Source organism: Streptomyces sp. NPDC096311 (assembly GCF_044763085.1).
In the GTDB taxonomy this organism is placed as follows: domain Bacteria; phylum Actinomycetota; class Actinomycetes; order Streptomycetales; family Streptomycetaceae; genus Streptomyces.
Window position 1 is genome coordinate 270,384 of sequence record NZ_JBIWFN010000004.1, and the last position, 22,212, is coordinate 292,595.

Genomic DNA, 22,212 nt, shown 5'->3' on the forward strand with positions numbered 1-22,212 from the left:
CCACAGGGGCATCTGGAGAGGCTGGTGCTCAGCCCTTGGTCGCGCCGAGCGTGATGCCGCCGATCAGCTGTCGTTCGGCGACCGCGTAGAAGGCCAGGGCGGGCGCCATGGCGAGGACCAGATACGCGAAGATGCGGGCCACATCGGAGGCGTACTGGCCCTGGAACTGCTGGATCCCGACGGGGACCGTCCACCAGGTGGGTTCGCTGAAGACGAGCAGGGGGAGCAGGAAGTTGTTCCAGCTGCCCACGATGGCGAGGACGGAGACGGTGCCGAGCGCCGGGCGGGCCAGCGGCAGCAGGATGCGCCAGAAGAAGCCGAACGGGGAGCAGCCGTCGAGGGTGGCGGCCTCCTCCAGTTCGCCGGGGATCTCCCGGAAGAAGCCGCGCAGGATGACGATCGTCATGGGCAGGCCGAACGCGGCCTGGGGCAGGATCACGCCCCAGGGGTTGTCCAGCAGCCCGAAGGTGCGCAGCAGGATGAACAGCGGCAGGATCGCCACCGCGAAGGGGAACATCAGCCCCATCGTGAAGACGGTGAAGAGCACTTCCCTGCCCCGGAAGGCGAACCGGGCGAGCGCGTAGGCGGCGAGCGCCGACGCCCCCACGGTCAACAAAGCGGTGGCGACCGCGATGAGGGTGCTGCTGCCGACGGACCGCCAGAACGTTCCCGAGCCGAGCAGCGAGGTGTAGTTCGAGGTCACCCAGGGGTGGGGAAGGCCGAAGGTGTTGTGAGAGAGCTGGTCGGTGGACTTGAAGCCGGAGACCAGGGCGTACAGCAGTGGGGTCACCATGACCGCGCCGACCAGCCACAGGGTCACGTACACGGGCAGTGTGCGCAGCCTGCGACGGCGTACGACACTCTTCGGGACGGTGTTCTTCGGGACGGTGTTCTTCACGACGGTGCTCATCGGCCTGCTCGCATGGTGGTGATGGCTCCTTCGGTGTCGCGGCGCAGCACGAAACGCTGGTAGGCGAGGGCGAAGACGAGGCTGATCAGGAACATCGCCACGCTGATCGCGCTGGCGTAGCCCATCTGGTAGCGCTTGAAGCCGTACTGGAACATGCTGATGACCATGGTTTCGGAGTGGTGGTCGGGACCGCCCGCGGAGATCACCCACACCAGGTCGAAGAGCTGGATGGCGCCGATCACGGACAGGAACACACTGATCCGCAGGGTCGGCGCGAGCAGCGGGAGCGTGACGTGGCGGAAGCGCTGCCAGCTGTCGGCGCCGTCGATGCGTGCCGCCTCGTGGAGCTCCGCCGGGATGCCCTGGAGGCCTGCCAGGTAGAGCATCATGTGGAAGCCGAAGTACTTCCAGGTCATGACCAGGAAGAGGGTGGGCAGGACGGTGTTCTGGCCCGCGAACCAGAGCCCGCCCAGGCCGTCGAGACCGACCGCGCCGAGGACCTTGTCGGCGAGTCCGTCGCCCGGCGCGAAGATCATGCTGAACAGCACGCCGGTGATGACTTCGGACAGGATGTACGGCGCGAAGAACAGCATCCGGTAGACGGCCCGGCCGCGCAGTCTCTGGTTGAGCAGCACGGCCATGGCGAGCGCGAACGGCAGCTGGAGGACGAGGGAGAAGGCGACGAGCAGCAAGCCGCGCCACAGGTCCCCGAGGAACACCGGGTCGTGGAAGAGCCGAGTGTAGTTGTCGAACCCCACGGAGTCGGTGGGCGAGCCGAATCCGCCCCAGTTGAAGAAGCTGACGTAGAAGGCGTAGCCCATCGGCAGCAGGACGAGCATGCCGAACAGGGCGAGCGCCGGGACCGTGAAGACGAAGGCCGCGAACCAGTCGCGCACGCGCCGCAGGGCGGGACGGCGGGGCCCCCCGCCCGGTGAAACGGCCGTCGCGCCGGTCGACTTGCCGAGCTCGGGCACATACGTCGACGCGGTCGAGGTCGAGGTCGAGGTCGAGGTCGAGGTCGAGTGCGTCATCGCCGGCCGCTAGCTCTTCTCGCTCTTGGCGACCTGGGTCACCGAACGCGTGACCTGCTCGGGCGACTTGGAGCCGGCGATGAGCGCGGCGACGCTGTCGTTGATCTCCTGGCCGACGGCGGGGGCGTAGGCCTGGTCGAGGTAGAGCTGGAAGCCGGTGGCGTTGTTCAGGGCGTCCGACACGGCGGTGAGGTTGGGGTCGGTCAGCGCGGGGCGCGCGTCCTTGGACACCGGTATCAGGCCGGTCTCCTTGACGAGGGTCTCGGCGAACTGCGTCTCCGCGAAGAACTTCAGGAACTCCACCGCCGCGTCCGGCGCCCCCTTGCGCACCGCGTGGCCGCCGCCCCCGCCGAACACCTCGGTGAGCGCGCCCTTTCCGCCCTCCACGGAGGGGAAGGAGAAGAAGCCGAGATCGGCGCCGAGGCCCTTGCCGGAGGACTTCTCGACGCTCGGCGCCCACTGGCCCATCAGCTCCATGGCCGCCTTGCCGTTGCCCATGGTGGCGGCTTCGCCGTTGGGCTCGGAGTAGGCGGCGCCGAGGAACCCCTTCTGGAAGGGTTCGAGCGCGACGAGGTCCTTGAGGTGCTGGCCGGCCGTGACGAACCCGGCGCCGGTGAAGTCGGCGTCGGTGGCGGCCTTCTGCATCGCCTCCAGTCCGGCGACGCGCATCGACAGGTACGCCCAGTAGTACATGCCGGGCCACTTCTCCTTGCCGGCCAGCGCGATGGGCGTGATCCCGGCGCTCTTGAGGGCCTTGACGGCGTCGAGGTAGCCGGACCAGGTGGTGGGCGGGGTGGTGATCCTGGCCTTCTTGAAGAGCGCCTTGTTGTACCAGAAGCCGACCATGCCGATGTCGAACGGGACGGCGTACGTCTTGCTGTCGAACTGGTAGGCCGACATGGCGGCGGGCACGAAGTTCGTCGTCCACGGGGAGACCTTGTCCGTCAGGTCCTCGACCAGACCCGCGTCGATCTGCTGCTTGAGGACTCCGCCGCCCCAGGTGTGGAAGATGTCCGGCAGTTTCCCGGAGGTGGTCAGCGCGGTCATCTTGGACTTGTACGCCTCGTTCTCCAGCGTGACGATCTTGACCTTCACGTCCGGGTGCGCGGCCTCGAAGTCCTTGGCGCGCTGGGCCCACAGCTTCTTCGCCGGGTCGGTGGTGGTGATGTTCCACCACTCGATCGTGGTCTTGCCCGAACTGTTCCCGCTGTCGGAGGAACCGCACGCGCTCAGGGCGGCCGCCCCCAGTCCGGTCGCCGCGGATGCCGCCAGGAACCTCCGGCGGGAGAAAGAGGTGTAGGTGTCGCCCAACGCTCGCATCGCACACCTTCCGGAAGAGAGCCGATAATTATCGGCCGAGTGCGCCGGAAGTTACGGGGGTACGACAGACGTGTCAACGCCCCTGACAAATATCGGAAGTTCTTTGACCGCGGGTGGTTCGTGGCTGGTCGCACCGGCCCGCAGCCCCGCGACAACCTCAAGCCCCCGCCCGTGGGGCCGCCGTCAGCCCCGTCGCGCCGTACTCGCCCGAACGACCAGCTCAGTGGCCAGTTCGACCCTCGGAGAGACCGGTTCCTCGCCCAGCGCCAGCCGGAGCACCGTCCGGGTGGCCAGCTTCCCCATGTCCGCGAGCGGCTGCCGCACCGTCGTGAGCGGCGGCGCCGACCACCGGACCTCCGGCAGGTCGTCGAACCCGACGACACTCATGTCCTCGGGCACCCGCATCCCTCGCCGCCGCAGCGCCTCGATCGCCCCGAGCGCCATCTGGTCACTCGCCGCGAACACGGCGGTCGGCGGTTCCTCCAGGTCGAGCAGCGTGTTGCAGCCGTCGAAGCCGGCCTGATGGTAGAAGTCCCCCGGCACGATCAGCGCGTCGTCGACCGCGACCCCCGCGCCGTCCAGCGCCGCCCGGTACCCGTCGAGCCGCGCCCGCGAGCACAGCAACCGCACGGGCCCGGCGACAAAGCCGATCCGCCGGTGCCCGAGCCCGAGCAGATGCTCCGTCGCCGCCATCCCGCCCGCCCAGTTGGCGGCGCCGACGGTCGGCACGTCGAGGGTCGGGGACCCCGCCGGATCGATCACGACCAGCGGCACCCCGAGCCGCCGCAACTCCTCGTGCAGCCGGGGTTCGAGGACCGAGGTCACGAGGATCACGCCGTCCGAGGCACGGGCGCGCAGATTGGTCATCCACTGCCGCGCCGAGCCCGACGCACCGTGGATGGCGGAGACCACGGTACCCACGCCCGACGCGTGCGCGACCTCCTCGACCCCCCGGATGATCTCCACGGCCCAGGGGCTGTCGAGGTCGTTGAAGACCAGGTCGATCAGGGCCGCCCGGTCACCCGGCGCGGACGACCTGCGCTGGTAGCCGTGGCGCCGCAGCAGGTCCTCGATGCGGGCCCGGGTCTCCGGCGACACGTCGGAGCGACCGTTGACGACACGCGACACGGTGGGCACCGAGACACCGGCCTGCCGGGCGATCTCGGTGATCGTCACCTTGTTCTTGATGCTCTCCCGGGCCACTGCGCCCACCTCCGTCGACACGTCGAACCGCTCCTCTACCGTTCCACACCCACACGCGAAACTTTGCAGGAGTCTTCCGGAAAAGCGAGGTCGGCGTGAAACCCGGCCGGAGACGAAAGCGTCAGGAGACCGACTCGAACCGCCACCGATGGACCGTCCGGGTCACCAACTCCCCGGCCGGTTCCGGGAGTTCGGGCAGGTCGGCGTCGTAGGGCGCGTCCCACCAGGTGATGACGAGGACCCGGTCCTGCGGTGCGCGCAGGACCTCCCGTCGCAGCGGCTCGCTCGCCAGCTCCTGTCCGCGCACCCACGCGAGCAGCTCGTCGCCCCGCCCGGGGACGGCCCGCGCCTCCCACATCAGCGCGACGCTCACGAGTACAGGTTCTCCTTGGAGACCTCGTGCACGTGATCGTGATCGTGGCCCTGGTCAGGTGAACGCCCGGGCACATGCGGGTCGGTCACCGGGAGGGACGAGTCCGCCGACAGGTCCCAGTCCGAGGCGGCGCGCCCACGCGTCACCATCTCCGCGCCCAGTGCGGCCACCATCGCCCCGTTGTCCGTGCACAGCTTCGGCCGCGGCACCCGCAGCCGGATCCCCGCGGCCTCGCAGCGCTCCTGGGCGAGCGCCCGCAGCCGAGAGTTGGCGGCCACGCCACCGCCGATCATGAGGTGGTCGACGCCCTGGTCCTTGCAGGCCCGTACGGCCTTGCGGGTCAGCACGTCGACGACCGCCTCCTGGAAGGAGGCCGACACATCACGCACCGGCACCTCCTCGCCCGCCGCCCGCTTGGCCTCGATCCAGCGCGCCACGGCCGTCTTCAGACCGGAGAAGGAGAAGTCGTACGCCGGGTCGCGCGGCCCGGTGAGCCCGCGCGGGAAGGCGATCGCGGTGGGGTCGCCCTCCTTCGCGTACCGGTCGATGACCGGACCGCCGGGGAAGCCGAGGTTGAGCACGCGCGCGATCTTGTCGAAGGCCTCCCCCGCGGCGTCGTCGATGGTCGCGCCCATGGGCCGTACGTCGGAGGTGATGTCGGTCGAGAGCAGCAGGGACGAGTGGCCGCCCGACACGAGCAGGGCCATCGTCGGCTCCGGCAGCGGGCCGTGCTCCAGCTGGTCCACGCAGATGTGGGAGGCGAGGTGGTTGACGCCGTACAGGGGCTTGCCCAGCGCGTAGGCGTACGCCTTCGCCGCCGAGACCCCGACGAGCAGCGCGCCGGCCAGCCCGGGCCCCGCGGTGACCGCGATGCCGTCCAGGTCCCTGGCGCTCACCCCCGCGTCCTTGAGCGCCCGGTCGATGGTCGGCACCATCGCCTCCAGGTGGGCGCGGGAGGCGACCTCGGGCACGACGCCGCCGAAACGGGCGTGCTCGTCGACGCTGGACGCGACGGCGTCCGCGAGCAGCGTGTTGCCGCGGACGATGCCGACGCCGGTCTCGTCGCAGGAGGTCTCGATACCCAGGACCAGCGGTTCGTCAGCCATTGCTCTCTGTTCCTTGTACGCCGTTTACTGAGGGTGAACCCGGGGCGGAGCCGCTGTCGGACGCGGTGCGCATCCGCATGACCAGGGCGTCGACGTTGCCCGGCTGGTAGTAGCCGCGGCGGAAGCCGATGGGCTCGAAGCCGAAGCGCTCGTACAGCTTCTGCGCGCGGACGTTGTCCACGCGGCACTCGAGCATGACCTCGGCGCACTCGAACGCGGTCGCGGCCCGCAGCAGCTCGGTCAGCAGCCGGGCGCCGAGGCCGGTGCCCCACTGATCACGTCGTACGGCGATGGTCTGTACGTCGCCCAGGTCACCGGAGGCGGCGAGCCCGGCGTATCCGACGAGTCGGCCGCTCTCGGTCGCCACCACGTACCGGCGCGTCGCCCCGGGCCCGCGGGCGTGGGCCAGCTCGGACCAGAACATCCCCCGCGACCAGGCGTCCTCGGGGAAGAGGTCCTTCTCCAGCTCCAGTACGGGATCGATGTCCCACCAGCGCATCTCGCGCAGCTCGGAGGTCACTTCGGGGTGACCACCTTGTAGTTCTTGGGCACCTGGGCGTCCGGGCGGCGCAGGTAGAGCGGCCGGGGCGCCTCCAGCTCCTCGCCCGCGGCGAGTTTCTCCGCAGCCAGGGACGCGAGCGCGCCCGCCGGGACATGCTCGGGAGCACGGGCGTCCGGGAAGGTGTCGGGATAGAGCAGCGCACCCGCGCCCACGGCGGGCAGACCGGCGACCGTCCCGGCGATGTCGGCGGGCCGGTCGACGGCGGGCGCGGAGGCACGCGTACGGGGGTCGTCGTACAGCGCCCAGTACACCTCCTTGCGCCGGGCGTCCGTCGCGACGACGAACGGGCCCTCGACGCCGGCGGCGTCGGCGGCGTACGCGAGCCCGTCGAGGGTGCACAGGCCGTGCACGGGCACGCCGAGCACGAGGCCGAAGGTGTCGGCGGTCATGAGGCCGACGCGCAGCCCCGTGTACGGGCCGGGGCCTACGCCCACGACGATGCCGGTGACGGCGTCCAGCTTGAGGCCTGCCTCGGCGAGCACCCGGTCGACGGCCGGCAGCAGCAGCTCTCCGTGCCGGCGCGCGTCCACCTGGCTCGACGAGGCGATGACGGACGTGCCGTCGTGCAGGGCGACGGTCACGGCGGGGGTGGCGGTATCCAGAGCGAGCAAGAGCACGCAAACAGCCTACGGCGCCCGAGCGGGACGCACGGCCGTCCCGGTCTGCGGGGCGGCGGCTGCTACCGTCACCACAAAGGACGTAATGGACACGAACGCGGTACGAGAGGCGGGTACACAAGGTGGCTAGAAGCAGCTCGGGATTCGTGGCCGGGCTCACCGCGGCGGCTGTCGCGGTGGTCGGCTTCCTCGCCTACCAGGCGTCCGCGAACGTGCCCGACACGCTGAGCAAGCCCCCCGCGGGCGCGTCCAAGGTCCCCACCACGAAGGCTCCCCGGGACAAGAAGAACCCGGTGGCGCTGCCGACCGCCTCGGGCAGGGGTGAGCGGGTCGTCTACTCGGTCGACGACGACCGCGTGTGGCTGGTCACCGCGAACAACAGGACCGAGCACACCTTCAAGGTCACCCCCGGCACGGTGGACCCGGCGGTCGGCACCTACGCCGTCACCTCTCGCTCCAAGGCCGTCACCGGATCGGACGGCGCCCAGATCGAGCACGTCGTCCGCTTCGCCGTCGTGGACGGCGTGACGATCGGCTTCAGCTCCGCCATAGACGGCTCCACGGGCTCCCCCGACTCCACCAAGAAACTCGGCGGTATCCGGGAGTCCCGCAAGAACGGCACCGCGATGTGGAACTTCGCGACGATCGGCGTGAAGGTAATCGTCATCCGGTAGTTGGCGCACCTGTGCGGAGGCGCGCCCTGAGGGGCGCGGGGCTGTGCACATGAGCGGCTCCGCCGCGGGGCGCGACCAGCCCCCACCCACCCGCAGACGAAGTACTGCCCCTCCGGCGGAGCGCTCACGCGGCCTTACGCGGCCGCGCCTGCGCACGCGGAGCCTCCGGCATGGGCGCCCGAGGCGGCCTGGACACCGCGTCGGCCGCCGCACACGACGCCAGGAGATCCCGCATCGACACCCCACCGCACGGCTGCTGGACCGGCACGTCACGTTCCGAAGCCGACATGGACGCCTCCTGGGGATTCGGGGGCAAGCGTGGTTAGGTAGACCTAACTACGGACTGAGGTCCATGTGACCACGGCCGGGACACCGAACGCAACATCTTGCCGACGACTTGTCGGAACCTTCACGTCCCCCGGAACCCTCACCCAGGGTGATCAAGCCGCGAGCACGCTCAGATCGGTCGTCGCCCAGCGCTCCCCGAGCCCGGTGAGCGTGACGTGCCGTACCTCGTCCGTGGTGTCGCCGACGGCCCGGTGGATGACGACGTCGAGCCGGTCGTCGGTGAGCTCCTCGACCTTGCCCTCGCCCCACTCCACGACGATCACCGAGTCGGAGAGTGACACGTCGAGGTCGAGGTCCTCCATCTCGTCGAGCCCGCCGCCCAGCCGGTACGCGTCCACGTGCACGAGCGGCGGGCCGTCACCGAGGGAGGGGTGCACCCGGGCGATGACGAACGTCGGCGAGGTGACCGCGCCCCGTACGCCGAGCCCCTCGCCGAGGCCACGGGTCAGCGTCGTCTTGCCCGCGCCGAGCTCCCCGTTCAGCATCACGAGATCGCCCGCGCGCAGCAGCTTGGCCAGGTGAAGGCCCAACTCCCGCATCTGTTCTGGCGAGTTGACGGTGATCCGGACGTTCACGCCCTCGGCGGCGGGCTCAGCCGGGTTGTGCGCTGCTGCTGGTGCTTCCATAGCCACCCACGGTAGCCCCTGCCGGGACGGCGCCCGCGCGCATCAGAAGGTCGGCGAGACGGTCTATGACCACCTCGGGGTGCTCCAGCATGACCAGATGCCCGGCGTCCGGGACGAGCACCAGTTCGGCGTCCGGCAGCAGGTCCGCGATCGCCTCGCTGTGCTCACTCGGTGTCACCATGTCGCCGACCCCGGCCAGCACCAGCACCGGCAGTTCGGCGAAGTACGCGAGGGCCTCGGTCTTGTCGTGCTCGGTGAACGCCGGGTAGAACTCCGCGACGACGTCGATCGGAGTGCCCTCGATCATCCGTTCGGCGAACCGCACGATGGCCGGGTCGACGTCCCGGGACGCGAACGAGTACCGCTTGATGATCCCCGCGAACAGGTCGGCCGTGGCCCGCCGCCCCCGCTCCACCAGGGCGGCCTGCTGACCGAGCGCCTTCAGCACCCCGGGAAGCACCCGGCGCACCGCGTTGACACCCGCGACGGGCAGCCCGAAGTTGACCTCGCCGAGCCGCCCCGACGACGTACCGACGAGCGCGACGGCGACGACCCGTTCGCGGACGAGGTCCGGATACCGGTCGGCCAGCGCCATGACGGTCATCCCGCCCATGGAGTGCCCCACCAGCACGATCGGCCCCTCGGGCACGGCCGCGTCGATGACGGCCTTCAGGTCCTGGCCCAGCTGGTCGATGGAGACGGGCGTGCCGTCCTTCGCCTGCGCGACCCCGCGCCCGGAGCGTCCGTGGCTGCGCTGGTCCCAGTGCACCGTGCGCACCACCCCGCGCAGCGCGGCCCGCTGGAAGTGCCAGGAGTCCTGGTTGAGGCAGTATCCGTGGCTGAAGACGACGGTGACGGGGGCCGGGGCCTTGCGCCCGAAGAGCCGGCGCCGGCGCGGGGTGAACGTCACATCCTGCTCGATGTCGTCCACCTCGTAGTACAGCTCGGTGCCGTCGTCGGCGTACGCCTTGCCCGGCGTGCCGCGCAGCGAGCCGTACGGGCCCGTCGAGTCGAGTGCGAGGCGGGCCTTGTTGCGCATGCCGCGGCCCACCGTCAGCCGCTCTATGGCGACTCCGGCGGCGGCGCCCGCGGCGACCACGCCTATGGCGACGCCGGCGATACCGGCCTTGCGCCAGTTCCCGGCGGCGGAGGCGACGGCCGCCGCGGCGACGTCCGTGACGGCCTCCGCGCTGCTCTCGCTCACGTACCGCTCCTCTTCGCCGGGGTGTCGTTCACTTCAGAAGGTCGTGCTGGGGGTGGTGCCGGTCGTGCTGAGGGTGGTGCCGGAGGTACCGCTGATGGTGCAACTATGTCCTGTTGCCCTGTTGTCCTGCGCGGGGCACCCCCTGTACTCCTTGTGGGTTACCCGCCTTGTTCCTTATTCACGTATACGCGCGGCACTCGGGTTCCGATCCGGGTGACGATTTCGTACGCGATCGTCCCCGCCGCCCGCGCCCAGTCCTCGGCGGTCGGCTCGCCCCGGTCGCCCGGACCGAACAGGATCGCCTCCGAACCGGGCACCGGCTCGTCCCCGCCCAGGTCGACCACGAACTGGTCCATCGCGACCCGGCCCGCCACCGTCCGCCACTTGCCGCCCACCAGCACCGGTCCGGTGCCGGAGGCGTGGCGCGGCACGCCGTCCGCGTAGCCGACGGGGACGAGGCCGAGGGTGGTGGCACCCGCGGTGACGTAGTGATGCCCGTAACTGACCCCGTGGCCCCCCGGTACGTGCTTCACCAGCGCGAGGGACGCGCTCAGCGTCATCACCGGGCGCAGCCCGAAATCGGCCGGGGTGCCGATCTCCGGGCTGGGCGAGATGCCGTAGACCGCGATCCCCGTCCGTACGAGGTCGAAGTGGCTCTCGGGGAGGGTCAGCGTGGCCGGCGAGTTCGCGATGTGCCGCACCTCGGGGCGCACGCCCCGCTCCTCGGCGTACGTCACCATCTCGCGGAAACGGTCCAGTTGGGCACGGATGGAGGGATGCCCGGGTTCGTCGGCGCAGGCGAAGTGCGACCACAGACCGGTGATGTCGATCAGCCCGCGTTCCTCGGCGCGCAGTGCCTCGCGCACGAGTTCGGGCCAGTCGGCGGGCTGGCAGCCGCCGCGCCCGAGCCCGGTGTCGGCCTTGAGCTGGACCCGGGCGGCCGTCCCGGCCGCCTCGGCCGCGGCGATGACCTCCCGCAGGGCCCACATCCCGCTCACCGACACGTCGAGGTCGGCCTCGACGGCCTCCCGCCACGGCCCGCCCGGCGTCCACAGCCAGCACATGATCCGGCAGTCGGTCAGGCCGGCCGCGCGCAGGGCGAGGGCCTCCTCGGGAGTGGCGGTGCCGAGCCAGGTGGCGCCCGCCTCCAGCGCGGCGCGGGCGCACGGGACCGCCCCGTGGCCGTACGCGTCGGACTTGACCACGGCCATCAAGGCCGCGGACGGCGCGTGGGCACGCAGGGTCCGCACGTTGGCTCGCAGGGCGGCCAGGTCGATCTCTGCGCGGGCGCGCAGGGGTGCTGTGTCGTTCATCGCGCCCCCAGTGTCTCAGAGGGGCCCGAGGGCCCCCGGAGGACGGTCAGGTGCCGGCCCTGCGGCCCCACACGTACACGTGGTCGTTCGTCTTGGTGACGTTCCACAGGGAGCGGGCGTCGGCGAGGCGCAGATTGACGCAGCCCCACGAGCCGTTCGGGTCGTAGACACTGCCGTAGATGGCGTGGAAGGCCTGTCCGCCGCTGAAGAACTGGCTGTACGGCATCGGGCTGTTGTACAGCGTCGACCAGTGGTTCTTGTGCTTCCAGTAGACCTTGAACCAGCCGGTCCTGGTCCGGTACCCGGCCCGCCCGCTGCGCATCGGCACCGGTCCCCACAGCACCTTCTTCCCCTTCTGCACCCAGGTGAGCTGCCGGGGCAGGTCCACGCACGCGACGCGGTACGACCGCACGGGACACTTCCCGGCCGCGTTCGGGTTCTTCCTCGCGGACAGCAGCTGCATCCGGGCCCAGGTGACGGGGCCGGCGAAGCCGGTGTCCGGCTTGATCCCCTGCTTCGTCTGGAACGCCCGGATGGCGGCGCAGTCGCCCGCCGACTGCTTCCCGTCGACCTTCAGCTTCAGCCACCGCTCGACCTGCCGCTGGTACGGCCCGGTCAGCTTGGTGCACGTCACGGACTGGCCCGCGACGGCCTCACTGAGGGGGACGTACTCGATGAGCGCGTCCGTCTCCGCGGGGGCGTCCCTCGGCTCGACGGCGTCCTCCTGCGCGCTCGGTGTGTACACCCTGGGCGGCAGCATCTGGTCCGGCGTGTCCACCTGCCACGGCTGATGGGGCCCCGGCGGCACGCCGGGCACCAGCTCGCTTCCCGGCCCGGGTGCCGGGGGCCCGGCCTGCGCCGCCGCCCCCTCCACCGGCATCACCACCAGCAGGGCGAGGAGCACCCCCACGCTCCCGCATCTCATTCGTCTGCTCATCATCATGCGACCAGCGATACGCAACCCCGGGGCGAGCGGGGGTGAGCCGCGCGGACGGGGTCCCCCGTAATGGGCAACGCAGCGCCCCCGTAAGGGGCGCGAGGAACCGCGCGCCCGGCCCCCACCGCCCCGCGGCCAGGGAACCCACCCGGAGAGCTGGGGCAAAGCCCCGACCCAGGGGCGCGAGGAACCGCGCGCCCAGCCCCCACCGGACCCGCAGACAAAGAACCGCGGACTCAGCGGAGCGCGTCGCGGACGTCCCGCCAGGCCTCCGGAATCGCCGCCGCGACATCATGCGCCCCCAAGGGCGCCCCGTCCGCCGCGAGCCTCCCCGCCAGCCCATGCAGATACGCGCCCACACTCCCCGCGTCCAGCGCCGACAACCCGGCCGCGAGCAACGACCCCGCAAGCCCCGACAGCACGTCCCCGCTCCCGGCCGTGGCCAGCCACGCCGTCCCCGTCGGATTCACCCGCACCGCACCGCCCCCCGGATCGGCGACCAGGGTCGTCGACCCCTTCAGCAGCACGGTCGCCCCGTACCGAAGCGCCAACTCCCGCGCCGAAGCCAGCCGAGCCGCCTCGACCGACTCCCGCGAGACCCCGAGCAACGCCGCCGCCTCCCCGGCATGCGGAGTCATCAGCGTGGGCGCTGTACGGGCCCGTACAGCGGACCGGTCCGCGAGCCGCAGCCCGTCCGCGTCCACCAGCACCGGCACATCCGCCTCGAGCACCTGCGCCACCACCGACGCGTCGTCCCCGACCCCGGGCCCCGCCACCCACGCCTGGACCCGCCCGGCCCGTGCGGGCCCCTGGTCCGACACGAGCGTCTCGGGAAAGCGGGAGATCACGGCATCCGCCGCGGGCCCGACGTAGCGCACCGCCCCTGCCCCACCCCGCAACGCGCCGGACACGGCGAGCACGGCGGCGCCCGGATACCGCGCGGACCCGGCCGCGATCCCGACGACCCCGCGCCGGTACTTGTCGCTCTCGGCCCCGGGCACCGGCAGCCGCGCCGCCACGTCCGCGTGCTGAAGGGCCTCCAGTTCGGCCTCCTCGGGCAGTTCGAGCCCGATGTCGACGAGGCGTACGGAACCGGCGTACTCGCGCCCCGGGTCGATGAGCAGCCCGGGCTTGTGCGTCCCGAAGGTCACCGTCAGATCGGCGCGGACGGCGGTGCCCAGGACCTCTCCCGTGTCGGCCTCGATCCCGCTCGGCAGGTCCACGGCGACCACGGCCGCCCGGGAGTCCGCCGCGTACCGGGCCAGCGGCACCGCCTCGGGCCGCAGCCCGCCCTTGCCCCCGATGCCGACGATCCCGTCCACGACGAGGTCGGCCCGCAGGATCAACTCCTCGGCGGCGCCGGACCCGGCGACCGTGCCCCCGGCCCGCCGCAGCGCGGCCAGGCCCGCGCCGTGCGTCCGTTCGGGCACGAGCAGCACGGCGGTGACCCCCGCCCCCCGCCGCGCCAGCCGGGCCCCGGCGTACAGGGCGTCGCCCCCGTTGTCCCCGCTGCCCACGAGCAGCACGATCCGGCTGCCGTACACCCGTCCCAGCAAGTCCGCGCAGGCAGCGGCCAGTCCGGCCGCGGCGCGCTGCATCAGCGCACCCTCCGCAAGCCGCGCCATCAGCTCACGCTCTGCCGCCCTGACCGTCTCCACGCTGTACGCAGTACGCATGGGTCGAGTCTCCCGTACGCGCGCTCACCGCGCCGCCCCGGCCGCCGGCCCCTCCCCCGCCCTACCCCTCTGCCACCACCACGGCCGAGGCCACCCCCGCGTCATGGCTCAGCGACACATGCCACGAGCGGACGCCCAGTTCGGCCGCGCGCGCCGCCACCGTCCCCGTCACCCGCAGCCGTGGCCGGCCGCTGTCCTCGACGTAGACCTCCGCGTCCGTCCAGTGCATGCCCGCCGGAGCGCCCAGCGCCTTGGCGACCGCCTCCTTCGCGGCGAAGCGCGCGGCCAGGGACGCGATGCCGCGGCGCTCCCCGTTCGGCAGGTGCAACTCCTGATCCAGGAAGAGCCGATGGGCCAGCCCCGGCGTACGCTCCAGCGCCGCCAGGAACCGGTCGATCTCGGCCACGTCGATACCGACCCCGATGATGCTCATGCCCAGCACCCTATGGGCCGGACGGCCGCCGACGTGCCGACCTCTCGGCGTTGATTGCGCGAGCTCAGTGCTCGGCGTTCTTCGGCACGGTGATCTGGTGCTCGCCCCAGCTCATCCGCGTCGTCGCCTCGTAGTTCACCGTCGTACCCGCGTCGAGACCCGCCTCCCGGGCCCTGGCCGACGGTTCTACCAGCACGCTCTGCTCGCAGAGCATCGCGCCGGTGGACGGGTCCACGACCAGCCGCTGCTGCACGCTCCCCAGTGGAGTACGCGCCGTGCCGGGGAACGCGACACCGACGCCCTCACGCCCCAGTGGATCGGTGACACGCCCGAGCCCCCGGACGCCGGGCAGGTCCGCGATCACCCGGTACGCGGCCGCCCGTACGGCGGGCTTCACCGGCATCGTGATGAGGTCGGCCGCCTGACGCAGCACCGCGGCCGTGCGGCCGCCGCTGGTCTCGGCACCGCTGCTGTCCTCCCCGTACAGCTTCTCCAGCTGACGGCGCAACTCCCCACTATTGGAAGGGAGTTCGCGCAGATCCTGGTACGAGACGTTCCGCGGGCCGAGGGCGTAGATCTTGTCGTCGGCGTTCGTCCGCATGACCATCGGCCGCCCGGTTCCGATCCTGTACCCCAGCGTGCCCTGTCCGGCCGCCGTCGAGGCCTCGGCCTGCACCGCGACGGGCGAGCCCACGGCCCGCCAGCGCGCCTTGTCCGCCTCGGTGCGGGGCGCGGTCACGTCGTCCAGACCGGAGACCATCAGGCTCTGGGTTCCCGGACGCACACCCACCGACCACTCGCCGGTCGACGTGGTGCGCACGGCGAAGAGCTGTCCCTTCGCGCCGACGACGTTCACGTCCTCCGAGCGCGTGGTGGTCTGCCAGTACGTTCCCTCGGCGGCCGGTGTCTCCGCCTTCTTCGCCACGCTGAGCAGTTCGAGGCGGCCGTCGACCCGGACGTCGGCACGGCCCTGCGACGCCGCCGAGGCCGACCCCGCCGTGGCGGCCGGGGACTGCGGGTGGGCGCTCGCGCGCACACCTGAAGGATCCTGCCCGTCGAGCGTGCTGACGACCACCACGGACGCCGCGACGGCTGCGACCGCCACGACGGTCCCGAGCGGCCGGATCCCGGCCCAGAGGCGCCGCGGTTCATGGGAGCGTGCCGTGCGACTGTCCGTCGCTCCGGCCAGGATGCGTGCCAGGTCGTCGCGCTGCCGCGGGGAGTCGGCCAGCCGGGCCGGGTCGAGTTCGTCGGGCCGGGCGTCCGCGAGCACCCTCAGGACGTCGGGCCGCCCGGACCGTGTGGGGGTGTTCTTCATGTGAGTGCTCCTTTGCGATCGGTGCTGCGGTGCGGGGTCCGAGCGGGTGGCACTTGCGCGGCCTGCGCTGGTGCGGGCGGGGCTTGTGCGGGTTCTACGGACGCCGTCTCCGCCGGGGACACCGCCTCCAGGGCTTTCTCCAGACGGCGGCGGGCCCGGTGCAGCCGGACGGTCAGCGTCGCGATGGTGCAGCCCAGGACGCGTGCCGCCTGCTTGGGGCTCAGCCCGTGCCAGGCGATCAGAGTCAGCAGTTCCCGGTCGGCGTCGGACAGACTCGCCAGGGCCTGCAACGCGGCTTCCCGGTCGGTCACATCCGCCGCGACGTCACCGACGTCGCTGCGGGCCCCGCTGCTGATGCGCTGCGCCTCCTCGGCGGCGAGGGCGTACTGGTGGCTGTCGCGGCGGCGCAGTTCGCGCACCAGGTTGCGGGCCACTCCCAGCAGCCAGGGCAGTGCGGGTTGCGGAATGTCCCGCACGCGCCGCCAGGCGACGGTGAACGTCTCGCTCGTGATGTCCTCGCCTACCTGTCGGCCCACCAGACTCGTGGCATAGGCGAGGACGCGCGGATAGCACTCCTCGTAGACATCCCTGAAGCGTTGGGCATGTGTCACACGCCATCCCCTCATCTCGGCTCTCTCACCAAGCAATGCGCGTGACGGCCCACTTCTTACAGGGCGGGCCGAAATTCATGCGGTGTGGTCCGCGTCACGCCGTGGAGAGGCGAGGGGTGCCCGATACCGAACGAGCGGGAACGGCCGCAGCCGTTCCCGCTCGATCTCTGTGCTGTACGGCCGCTGTGATGTCCGGCCGGGTTTCTCAGACGGTGCCGCAGTCCGCGATGACGATCTTCTTGGACGTGGCGCCGGAACGGCTGCCGAGCTTCTCGACGGCCCGGACGACGTCCATGCCCTCGACGACCTCACCGAAGACGACGTGCTTGCCGTCGAGCCAGTCGGTGACGATCGTGGTGATGAAGAACTGCGAGCCGTTGGTGTTCGGGCCGGCGTTGGCCATGCTCAGCAGACCCGGCTTGGTGTGCTTGAGCTGGAAGTTCTCGTCCGCGAACTTCGTACCGTAGATGCTCTTGCCGCCGGTGCCGTTCTGGTTGGTGAAGTCACCGCCCTGCAGCATGAAGTCCGGGATGACACGGTGGAACGGCGAGCCCTTGTAGCCGAACCCGTTCTGGCCGGTGGCCAGCTCACGGAAGTTGCGGGCCGTCTCCGGGACCACGTCGTCGTACAGCTTGAACTCGATCCGGCCGAGCGGCACCCCGTCCGCGGACACCTCGAAGAAGACGTTCTGTCCCATGGCACTGCTCCTCTTGTATTCGAAAGGTCGTGTCCGAGAATAAGAGGGCACCGACCCACGGGTCACAACGGGAACCCCCACAGCGGGACAAACGGCCTAACACCACCACCGCGACGAGCCTCTTCGCAAGCCCTAGTCACTCTCCGCCGGACCGATTCACACTCCGCCGCCGGTTGTTCTTCGCGGAGGCGCGCACCAGCTCCCCCACGACGAGCGTCACCGCCGCCACGCCCCGGACCCAGCGGGGCCCGCCGCGCGACGCCCACACCACACACACGCACCCACCGATGACAAGTACCAGGAGACCGGCCAGCACCAGAACGCTCATGTTCCCCACCCTGCATTCGCATATCCGTACGGTGCGGTGATCCTCTCAGGAGAGGACGCCCCCGCCTGATGTTGCTGGGCTCACTTGCCGGAGCCGACGTGGTAGCCGATGGGGTCGACGTAGACGTCGGGAGCGTTGCCGCTGGAGGCGGAGATGGTGAAGGCCAGGTCGTTGAGGTTCACGATCTCCGAGACCTTCTCGTTGGGCGGGGTGACGGAGAGCCGGGTGTAGGTCTTGCCGGAGCCGCTGGTGTCCGGGATGAAGTGCAGCAGGAAGCGGGTCTCCTCGCCGGGTCCGATGGTGACGGTGGACCCCGAGACGTCGGTGCGGGCGGCGTCGGGCCCGGTGTCGCCCAGACCGTCGGGGCCCACGAGTTGGACGCCCGGGAAGCCGTGCATGCTGCACTTGCCGGCACCGGTGTTCTTCAGGTTGACGACTATCTGGTCCTTGACCCCCGTGGCGGCTGCGCTGAAGGCGAGACGGTCGGTCTTGCACATGGAGGCCGCCGTCGAGGACTGGCCCTGGGCGGTGACCGCGCTGCCCTTGCTGGAGCCGGTGGAGGAGCCGGACGAGGACGAACCTGAGGTCGAGGTCGAGCCCTTGCCGTCGGCGGAGGAACCGGACGCGGAGGAACCCGAGGTCGAGCCCTTGCCGCCGGTGGAGCCGCTCGCGGCGGTGGACGCGCTGGTGTTGGACGCGCCGGTGTTGGACGCGCCGGTCTTGGCGGAAGCGCTCGATCCGTCGCTGCTGCCGCACGCGGTCAGCGAGAGGCCGGCAGCGGCGACGACGAGGGCGAGGACGGACATCTTCTTGACGCGCATCGGTACTCCTGGGAAGCGGTGTCGTCGCGCTCGCTCCGGCTGAGCGGGCGTTGTTGCTTCATAGGAGACCCACCGCCGGGCGGGCGTTGCGACAGGACTTGCTTCAAGACGCCCCTGTGACACACGAGTCGACGCGCCGTTACGGAAGGTGAAGTCGACCGCGCAACAGCATCAGGCCGCCGCCAGCTCGCACCACACGTACTTGCCGCGCTGCCCGTTCCTGGCCAGCGGCTGCCAGCCCCACAGATCGGCGCAGGCCCGCACGAGGGCGAGGCCGCGCCCCTCCTCCGCGTCGGCGACCCGGTCCCACGGCAGGGACGGCTCCGGCGGCTGCGGGTCCGCGTCCCAGGCGCCGATGCGCAGCACCCCGGCCCGCCACTGCACCCGTAGCGCCGCCTGCCCCTTCGTATGCCGTACGGCGTTGGAGACCAGCTCGGCCGCGACCAGCTCGGCGACGTCGGCGAGGCGGATCAGGCCGTGCAGGGTGAGGATCAGGCGGACGGTACGGCGACTGACGGTGACGGCACGGAGGTCGTGGGGGATGTACATCATGTATTCCCAGGGTTCGGCGACGGTTTCGGGCATGGCTGAACTCCGTTCGAGGGGTGGGGGGTTGGGGATACGCGGCAGTGTCGGGCGGTGGCATTGACGCAGCCGTCCCGGCAGGACGGAGCGGTGCGCTTCCGGTGCCCCGAGGTTTCGCAGCGTGTGCGTCGCGTCACCGACGGTAGGCCTTAGATTTAAGATTAGGCAAGCCCATCGCGTAATCTGCCCCCCGAACGAGTCGCGCCTACAGGCACGTTGAACCAAGGAGCAGTCGATGGGGACCAAGCGCGAACCGACAGCGCGACAGATGCGCCTGGCGGTCGAACTGCGCAGGCTCCGCGAGGCGGCAGGCCTCAGCGCCCGCGAGGCGGCAGCACTGCTCGGGGTGAACTCCGTCCAGATCAGCCAGATCGAGTCGGGCGTCTCAGGCGTCAGCGAACAACGACTGCGCCGCCTGGCGTCGCACTACACCTGCACGGACGGCGAGTTCATCGACGCCCTGGCCACGCTGGCCACCGATCGGACGCGCGGCTGGTGGGAGGAGTATCGAGGCTTGCTACCTACGTCGTTCCTGGACCTGTCCGAACTGGATCACCACGCCCACTTCCGACGTGACGTCGCAGTCCTGAACGTACCGGGCCCCCTCCAAACAAAGGACTATGCCCGCGCCATCTTCTCGAACAGGGTGCCCGAACTCACCGACGAGGAACTCGCATTGCGCGTCCGCCACCGGCTGGCACGCCGGGTAATCATCGAGGGCCCTTCCGCCATCCCGTACGAAGTTGTGATCCACGAGGCAGCTTTGCGGATCAGGGTCGGCGACCGCGCCGCCTCGCGGGCTCAACTCGCAAGGCTCCTCGATCTTTCAGAGACCGACCACATCACGGTGCGCGTCATCCCCTTCGACCTGGACGGCTTCACCAGAGCTGGAAGCACCATGACCTACGTGGGCGGCTCCGTGGCCAAACTGGACACGGTGGTCCGTGATGCCCCCCATGGCTCGGTCTTCGTCGATTCTGAAGCGCAGCTCAGCGCATATCGAACGCGCTTCCGTAAAGTAGAAGCCGTGTCACTCGAACCCGAGCGGTCGCGTGACTTCATCCACAGGCTGACCAAAGAGCTGTGAGGCACCCCATGGACATCCCCGACAACTGGTGGAAGTCGTCGTACTCCGACGGCGGTGACGGCAACGACTGCGTGGAGATAGCCGCCTCACCCACCCACGTGGCTGTTCGCGACTCGAAGGCCCCGACCGAGAGCCCCCTCACCTTCCCGGCCGGAGCCTTCACTCCCTTCATCGACGCCCTGTGCACCGACTTCGCCAAATTCCACGGAAGCACCCCATGACCGCCCCCGACAACTGGCGGAAGTCGTCCTACTCCGGCGAAGGCGATGGGAACAACTGCGTGGAAATCGCGAACTCACCCACCCACATAGCCATCCGCGACTCAAAGACCCCGGCCAGGGCCACCCTCACCTTCCCGGCCGGAGCCTTCACTCCCTTCATCGACGCGCTGAAAACAACTCACTCCACCGTCACCGACTTCGCCAGGTTCCGAGGCTGATCCACCTCGTTGCCCCGCGCCGTCGCCAGTTCACACGCGAACACCTGCAACGGCACCGTCGAGACAAGCGGCTGAAGCAACGTCGGCGTAACGGGAATCCGGATCAGGTGATCGGCGTAGGGCACCACCGCCTCGTCCCCCTCCTCCGCGATCACGATCGTGCGCGCACCCCTCGCCCGGATCTCCTGGATGTTGGACACGATCTTGTCGTACAGAACCGAGCGCCCGCGCGGGGACGGCACGACGACCACGACCGGCAGATCGTCCTCGATCAAGGCGATCGGCCCGTGCTTCAGCTCACCCGCCGCGAAGCCCTCGGCGTGCATGTAGGCCAGCTCCTTGAGCTTGAGGGCACCTTCCAGGGCGACCGGATATCCGACGTGCCGCCCCAGGAACAGCACGGTCTTCTTGTCGGCGAGCGATCGTGCGAGCTCCCGTACCGGCTCCATGGTCTCCAGGACCCGTTCAACCTCGCCGGAGATCTGGGACAGGTCCCGGATGACGGCCTGGATCTCGTCGCCCCACTTGGTGCCGCGCACCTGGCCCAGGTACAGCGCGACGAGATAACAGGCGACCAGCTGCGTCAGGAAGGCCTTGGTGGACGCGACGGCGACCTCAGGACCCGCGTGTGTGTAGAGCACCGCGTCCGACTCGCGTGGGATCGTCGAACCGTTCGTGTTGCAGATCGCCAGGACCTTGGAGCCCTGCTCACGGGCGTGCCGCAGGGCCATCAGCGTGTCCATGGTCTCGCCGGACTGGGAGATGGCGATCACCAGCGACCGCGTACCGAGAATCGGATCCCGGTACCGGAACTCGCTCGCGAGCTCCACCTCGCACGGGATGCGGGTCCAGTGCTCGATGGCGTACTTGGCGATCAGCCCGGCGTGGAAGGCGGTCCCGCAGGCCACGATGACGACCTTGTCGATCTCGCGCAGCTCGTGAACCGGGATCCGCACCTCGTCGAGCGTCAGTGAACCGGCCGCGTCGATCCGGCCCAGGAGCGTATCGGCGACCGCCTTGGGCTGCTCGGCGATCTCCTTGAGCATGAAGTAGTCATAACCCCCCTTTTCCGCGGCCGAGGCGTCCCAGTCGATGTGGTACTTACGCACGTCCGCCGGACGGCCGTCGAAACCGGTGACCGTCACGCCGTCCCGGCGCAGCTCCACCACCTGGTCCTGACCCAGCTCGATCGCCGACCGCGTGTGGGCGATGAACGCGGCGACATCCGAGGCGAGAAAGGCCTCGCCCTCTCCAACGCCCACCACGAGCGGCGAGTTCCGCCGCGCCCCCACCACCACCTCCGGATCGTCCGCGTGCACGGCGACCAGTGTGAACGCGCCCTCCAGGCGGCGGCACACCAGTCGCATCGCCTCCGCCAGGTCGTCGCACGCCGAGAACTCCTCGGCGATCAGGTGTGCGACCACCTCGGTGTCGGTCTCGGAGGCCAGCTCGTGCCCGCGCTCGGCCAACTCGGCACGCAGCAGCGCGAAGTTCTCGATGATCCCGTTGTGCACGACGGCGACGCGCCCGGCGTTGTCGAGATGCGGATGGGCGTTCGCGTCCGTGGGCCCCCCGTGCGTGGCCCAGCGCGTGTGCCCGATCCCCGTCGATCCGGCAGGCAGCGGCCGGCCGACCAGCTCCTTCTCGAGGTTGACGAGCTTCCCGGCCTTCTTCGCGGCGGCGAGCCCCCCGTCCGCCAGCACGGCGACGCCCGCCGAGTCGTACCCCCGGTACTCCAGCCGCTTCAGCCCGGCCATCACCACATCAAGCGCCGACTGCGACCCCACGTATCCCACGATTCCGCACATGCGCCGCAGCCTAAGCGCCAACAGCCCCCCGATCCCGGCACCGCGTGCCCGAATTCGGAAATTCCAGCCAGCTTTCGCAGGGTCCCCCAGCCCCGTGGACGCCCCTGTGTGACCCCGCGTAACCGACTACGTGACCGACCCCACCCCCCACCCCGTCCACACTCCCGTAACAATGGACTGTGATC

Annotated in this window: 26 protein-coding genes; 5 read left to right on the forward strand and 21 right to left on the reverse strand. The window is 70.4% G+C overall.

All coding sequences use genetic code 11. The features are described 5' to 3' along the window. Positions 1 to 28: 28 nt before the first annotated feature. From ACIRA5_RS12730 to tsaB, 8 genes are all read right to left on the reverse strand, one after another. Entirely contained in the window at positions 29 to 910 is an 882-nt protein-coding gene (locus ACIRA5_RS12730) for a carbohydrate ABC transporter permease (protein ID WP_403690187.1), read from the reverse strand. After that, entirely contained in the window at positions 907 to 1,941 is a 1,035-nt protein-coding gene (locus ACIRA5_RS12735) for a carbohydrate ABC transporter permease (protein ID WP_403690189.1), read from the reverse strand. Before ACIRA5_RS12735 ends, ACIRA5_RS12730 begins: the two co-directional genes overlap by 4 nt. A gap of 9 nt (positions 1,942 to 1,950) precedes the next feature. Next, the gene (locus tag ACIRA5_RS12740) at positions 1,951 to 3,252 is read right to left on the reverse strand and encodes an extracellular solute-binding protein (RefSeq protein ID WP_403690708.1); all 1,302 of its coding nucleotides are present in this window, start codon (positions 3,250 to 3,252) and stop codon (positions 1,951 to 1,953) included. A 192-nt stretch (positions 3,253 to 3,444) separates the two neighbouring features. Continuing rightward, positions 3,445 to 4,485, reverse strand: a complete 1,041-nt coding sequence (locus ACIRA5_RS12745; RefSeq protein WP_403690192.1) for a LacI family DNA-binding transcriptional regulator — start codon at positions 4,483 to 4,485, stop codon at positions 3,445 to 3,447. Positions 4,486 to 4,585: 100 nt separating this feature from the next. Beyond that, on the reverse strand, positions 4,586 to 4,837 hold the full coding sequence (locus ACIRA5_RS12750) for a hypothetical protein (protein ID WP_403690194.1): 252 nt from the start codon (positions 4,835 to 4,837) through the stop codon (positions 4,586 to 4,588). Next, positions 4,834 to 5,943 carry a tRNA (adenosine(37)-N6)-threonylcarbamoyltransferase complex transferase subunit TsaD gene (gene tsaD, locus ACIRA5_RS12755; RefSeq protein WP_403690197.1) on the reverse strand — a complete coding sequence of 370 codons (1,110 nt, stop codon included), beginning with the start codon at positions 5,941 to 5,943 and terminating at the stop codon, positions 4,834 to 4,836. The genes ACIRA5_RS12750 and tsaD overlap by 4 nt, the downstream gene beginning before the upstream one ends. Continuing rightward, positions 5,936 to 6,442 carry a ribosomal protein S18-alanine N-acetyltransferase gene (rimI, locus tag ACIRA5_RS12760; RefSeq protein WP_060895788.1) on the reverse strand — a complete coding sequence of 169 codons (507 nt, stop codon included), beginning with the start codon at positions 6,440 to 6,442 and terminating at the stop codon, positions 5,936 to 5,938. Before rimI ends, tsaD begins: the two co-directional genes overlap by 8 nt. Positions 6,443 to 6,459: 17 nt before the next feature. Further along, the gene (gene tsaB, locus ACIRA5_RS12765; RefSeq protein ID WP_403690199.1) at positions 6,460 to 7,122 is read right to left on the reverse strand and encodes a tRNA (adenosine(37)-N6)-threonylcarbamoyltransferase complex dimerization subunit type 1 TsaB; all 663 of its coding nucleotides are present in this window, start codon (positions 7,120 to 7,122) and stop codon (positions 6,460 to 6,462) included. A gap of 122 nt (positions 7,123 to 7,244) precedes the next feature. Between tsaB and ACIRA5_RS12770 the strand changes: the two genes are divergently transcribed. Then, positions 7,245 to 7,796 (forward strand): hypothetical protein, encoded by a 552-nt coding sequence (locus ACIRA5_RS12770; RefSeq protein WP_403690201.1) that lies wholly within the window; start codon positions 7,245 to 7,247, stop codon positions 7,794 to 7,796. 170 nt (positions 7,797 to 7,966) lie between these two features. Further along, entirely contained in the window at positions 7,967 to 8,122 is a 156-nt protein-coding gene (locus tag ACIRA5_RS12775; protein ID WP_403690204.1) for a hypothetical protein, read from the forward strand. Positions 8,123 to 8,236: 114 nt separating this feature from the next. On the opposite strand, the gene tsaE is transcribed toward ACIRA5_RS12775, so the two are convergent. The 12 genes from tsaE to ACIRA5_RS12835 form a co-directional block, all read right to left on the reverse strand. Beyond that, positions 8,237 to 8,770, reverse strand: a complete 534-nt coding sequence (gene tsaE, locus ACIRA5_RS12780) for a tRNA (adenosine(37)-N6)-threonylcarbamoyltransferase complex ATPase subunit type 1 TsaE (RefSeq protein ID WP_095853078.1) — start codon at positions 8,768 to 8,770, stop codon at positions 8,237 to 8,239. Further along, entirely contained in the window at positions 8,736 to 9,974 is a 1,239-nt protein-coding gene (locus tag ACIRA5_RS12785) for an alpha/beta fold hydrolase (RefSeq protein WP_403690207.1), read from the reverse strand. The genes tsaE and ACIRA5_RS12785 overlap by 35 nt, the downstream gene beginning before the upstream one ends. Before the next feature lie 158 nt (positions 9,975 to 10,132). Further along, positions 10,133 to 11,287: an alanine racemase gene (gene alr / locus ACIRA5_RS12790; RefSeq protein ID WP_403690210.1), complete on the reverse strand. Its 1,155-nt coding sequence runs from the start codon at positions 11,285 to 11,287 to the stop codon at positions 10,133 to 10,135. Between the two features lie 46 nt (positions 11,288 to 11,333). After that, entirely contained in the window at positions 11,334 to 12,227 is an 894-nt protein-coding gene (locus ACIRA5_RS12795) for a L,D-transpeptidase family protein (protein WP_403690709.1), read from the reverse strand. A 233-nt stretch (positions 12,228 to 12,460) separates the two neighbouring features. Continuing rightward, complete coding sequence (locus ACIRA5_RS12800) at positions 12,461 to 13,900, reverse strand: NAD(P)H-hydrate dehydratase (RefSeq protein WP_403690213.1); 1,440 nt, start codon at positions 13,898 to 13,900, stop codon at positions 12,461 to 12,463. 61 nt (positions 13,901 to 13,961) lie between these two features. Continuing rightward, positions 13,962 to 14,333 carry a holo-ACP synthase gene (locus tag ACIRA5_RS12805; RefSeq protein WP_060895278.1) on the reverse strand — a complete coding sequence of 124 codons (372 nt, stop codon included), beginning with the start codon at positions 14,331 to 14,333 and terminating at the stop codon, positions 13,962 to 13,964. Positions 14,334 to 14,397: 64 nt separating this feature from the next. After that, a complete protein-coding gene (locus tag ACIRA5_RS12810) occupies positions 14,398 to 15,651 on the reverse strand; it encodes a CU044_5270 family protein (protein WP_403690217.1) in 1,254 nt (417 codons plus the stop codon). Then, on the reverse strand, positions 15,648 to 16,262 hold the full coding sequence (locus tag ACIRA5_RS12815; protein ID WP_403690220.1) for an RNA polymerase sigma factor: 615 nt from the start codon (positions 16,260 to 16,262) through the stop codon (positions 15,648 to 15,650). Before ACIRA5_RS12815 ends, ACIRA5_RS12810 begins: the two co-directional genes overlap by 4 nt. Before the next feature lie 205 nt (positions 16,263 to 16,467). Further along, positions 16,468 to 16,959, reverse strand: a complete 492-nt coding sequence (locus ACIRA5_RS12820; protein ID WP_403690223.1) for a peptidylprolyl isomerase — start codon at positions 16,957 to 16,959, stop codon at positions 16,468 to 16,470. A gap of 136 nt (positions 16,960 to 17,095) precedes the next feature. Beyond that, positions 17,096 to 17,287 (reverse strand): hypothetical protein, encoded by a 192-nt coding sequence (locus tag ACIRA5_RS12825; protein WP_403690225.1) that lies wholly within the window; start codon positions 17,285 to 17,287, stop codon positions 17,096 to 17,098. An 80-nt stretch (positions 17,288 to 17,367) separates the two neighbouring features. Next, complete coding sequence (locus tag ACIRA5_RS12830; RefSeq protein WP_403690228.1) at positions 17,368 to 18,108, reverse strand: DUF4232 domain-containing protein; 741 nt, start codon at positions 18,106 to 18,108, stop codon at positions 17,368 to 17,370. A gap of 171 nt (positions 18,109 to 18,279) precedes the next feature. Beyond that, positions 18,280 to 18,693: an ATP-binding protein gene (locus ACIRA5_RS12835; RefSeq protein ID WP_143602633.1), complete on the reverse strand. Its 414-nt coding sequence runs from the start codon at positions 18,691 to 18,693 to the stop codon at positions 18,280 to 18,282. Between the two features lie 235 nt (positions 18,694 to 18,928). Between ACIRA5_RS12835 and ACIRA5_RS12840 the strand changes: the two genes are divergently transcribed. The 3 genes from ACIRA5_RS12840 to ACIRA5_RS12850 are packed head-to-tail and all read left to right on the forward strand — an operon-like array spanning position 18,929 to position 20,219. Beyond that, on the forward strand, positions 18,929 to 19,780 hold the full coding sequence (locus ACIRA5_RS12840) for a helix-turn-helix domain-containing protein (RefSeq protein WP_403690230.1): 852 nt from the start codon (positions 18,929 to 18,931) through the stop codon (positions 19,778 to 19,780). Between the two features lie 8 nt (positions 19,781 to 19,788). Further along, a complete protein-coding gene (locus ACIRA5_RS12845) occupies positions 19,789 to 20,001 on the forward strand; it encodes a DUF397 domain-containing protein (RefSeq protein WP_403690234.1) in 213 nt (70 codons plus the stop codon). Beyond that, entirely contained in the window at positions 19,998 to 20,219 is a 222-nt protein-coding gene (locus ACIRA5_RS12850; RefSeq protein ID WP_403690237.1) for a DUF397 domain-containing protein, read from the forward strand. Before ACIRA5_RS12845 ends, ACIRA5_RS12850 begins: the two co-directional genes overlap by 4 nt. Here the strand turns inward: ACIRA5_RS12850 and glmS are convergent. After that, positions 20,180 to 22,027, reverse strand: a complete 1,848-nt coding sequence (gene glmS / locus ACIRA5_RS12855) for a glutamine--fructose-6-phosphate transaminase (isomerizing) (protein ID WP_403690239.1) — start codon at positions 22,025 to 22,027, stop codon at positions 20,180 to 20,182. The genes ACIRA5_RS12850 and glmS overlap by 40 nt on opposite strands. Positions 22,028 to 22,212: the final 185 nt, after the last annotated feature.

Bases quoted from the DNA above. Each gene is read 5' to 3' on its own strand.
- ACIRA5_RS12845 (WP_403690234.1), top strand. From the start codon at position 19,789: ATGGACATCCCCGACAACTGGTGGAAGTCGTCGTACTCCGACGGCGGT.
- ACIRA5_RS12840 (WP_403690230.1), top strand. From the start codon at position 18,929: ATGGGGACCAAGCGCGAACCGACAGCGCGACAGATGCGCCTGGCGGTC.
- ACIRA5_RS12775 (WP_403690204.1), top strand. From the start codon at position 7,967: ATGGGCGCCCGAGGCGGCCTGGACACCGCGTCGGCCGCCGCACACGAC.
- ACIRA5_RS12820 (WP_403690223.1), bottom strand. From the start codon at position 16,959: ATGGGACAGAACGTCTTCTTCGAGGTGTCCGCGGACGGGGTGCCGCTC.
- ACIRA5_RS12795 (WP_403690709.1), bottom strand. From the start codon at position 12,227: ATGATGAGCAGACGAATGAGATGCGGGAGCGTGGGGGTGCTCCTCGCC.
- ACIRA5_RS12810 (WP_403690217.1), bottom strand. From the start codon at position 15,651: ATGAAGAACACCCCCACACGGTCCGGGCGGCCCGACGTCCTGAGGGTG.
- ACIRA5_RS12835 (WP_143602633.1), bottom strand. From the start codon at position 18,693: ATGCCCGAAACCGTCGCCGAACCCTGGGAATACATGATGTACATCCCC.
- ACIRA5_RS12825 (WP_403690225.1), bottom strand. From the start codon at position 17,287: ATGAGCGTTCTGGTGCTGGCCGGTCTCCTGGTACTTGTCATCGGTGGG.
- ACIRA5_RS12805 (WP_060895278.1), bottom strand. From the start codon at position 14,333: ATGAGCATCATCGGGGTCGGTATCGACGTGGCCGAGATCGACCGGTTC.
- tsaE (WP_095853078.1), bottom strand. From the start codon at position 8,770: ATGGAAGCACCAGCAGCAGCGCACAACCCGGCTGAGCCCGCCGCCGAG.
- ACIRA5_RS12800 (WP_403690213.1), bottom strand. From the start codon at position 13,900: ATGCGTACTGCGTACAGCGTGGAGACGGTCAGGGCGGCAGAGCGTGAG.
- glmS (WP_403690239.1), bottom strand. From the start codon at position 22,027: ATGTGCGGAATCGTGGGATACGTGGGGTCGCAGTCGGCGCTTGATGTG.
- ACIRA5_RS12850 (WP_403690237.1), top strand. From the start codon at position 19,998: ATGACCGCCCCCGACAACTGGCGGAAGTCGTCCTACTCCGGCGAAGGC.
- ACIRA5_RS12735 (WP_403690189.1), bottom strand. From the start codon at position 1,941: ATGACGCACTCGACCTCGACCTCGACCTCGACCTCGACCTCGACCGCG.
- alr (WP_403690210.1), bottom strand. From the start codon at position 11,287: ATGAACGACACAGCACCCCTGCGCGCCCGCGCAGAGATCGACCTGGCC.
- rimI (WP_060895788.1), bottom strand. From the start codon at position 6,442: ATGCGCTGGTGGGACATCGATCCCGTACTGGAGCTGGAGAAGGACCTC.
- ACIRA5_RS12730 (WP_403690187.1), bottom strand. From the start codon at position 910: ATGAGCACCGTCGTGAAGAACACCGTCCCGAAGAACACCGTCCCGAAG.
- tsaD (WP_403690197.1), bottom strand. From the start codon at position 5,943: ATGGCTGACGAACCGCTGGTCCTGGGTATCGAGACCTCCTGCGACGAG.
- ACIRA5_RS12830 (WP_403690228.1), bottom strand. From the start codon at position 18,108: ATGCGCGTCAAGAAGATGTCCGTCCTCGCCCTCGTCGTCGCCGCTGCC.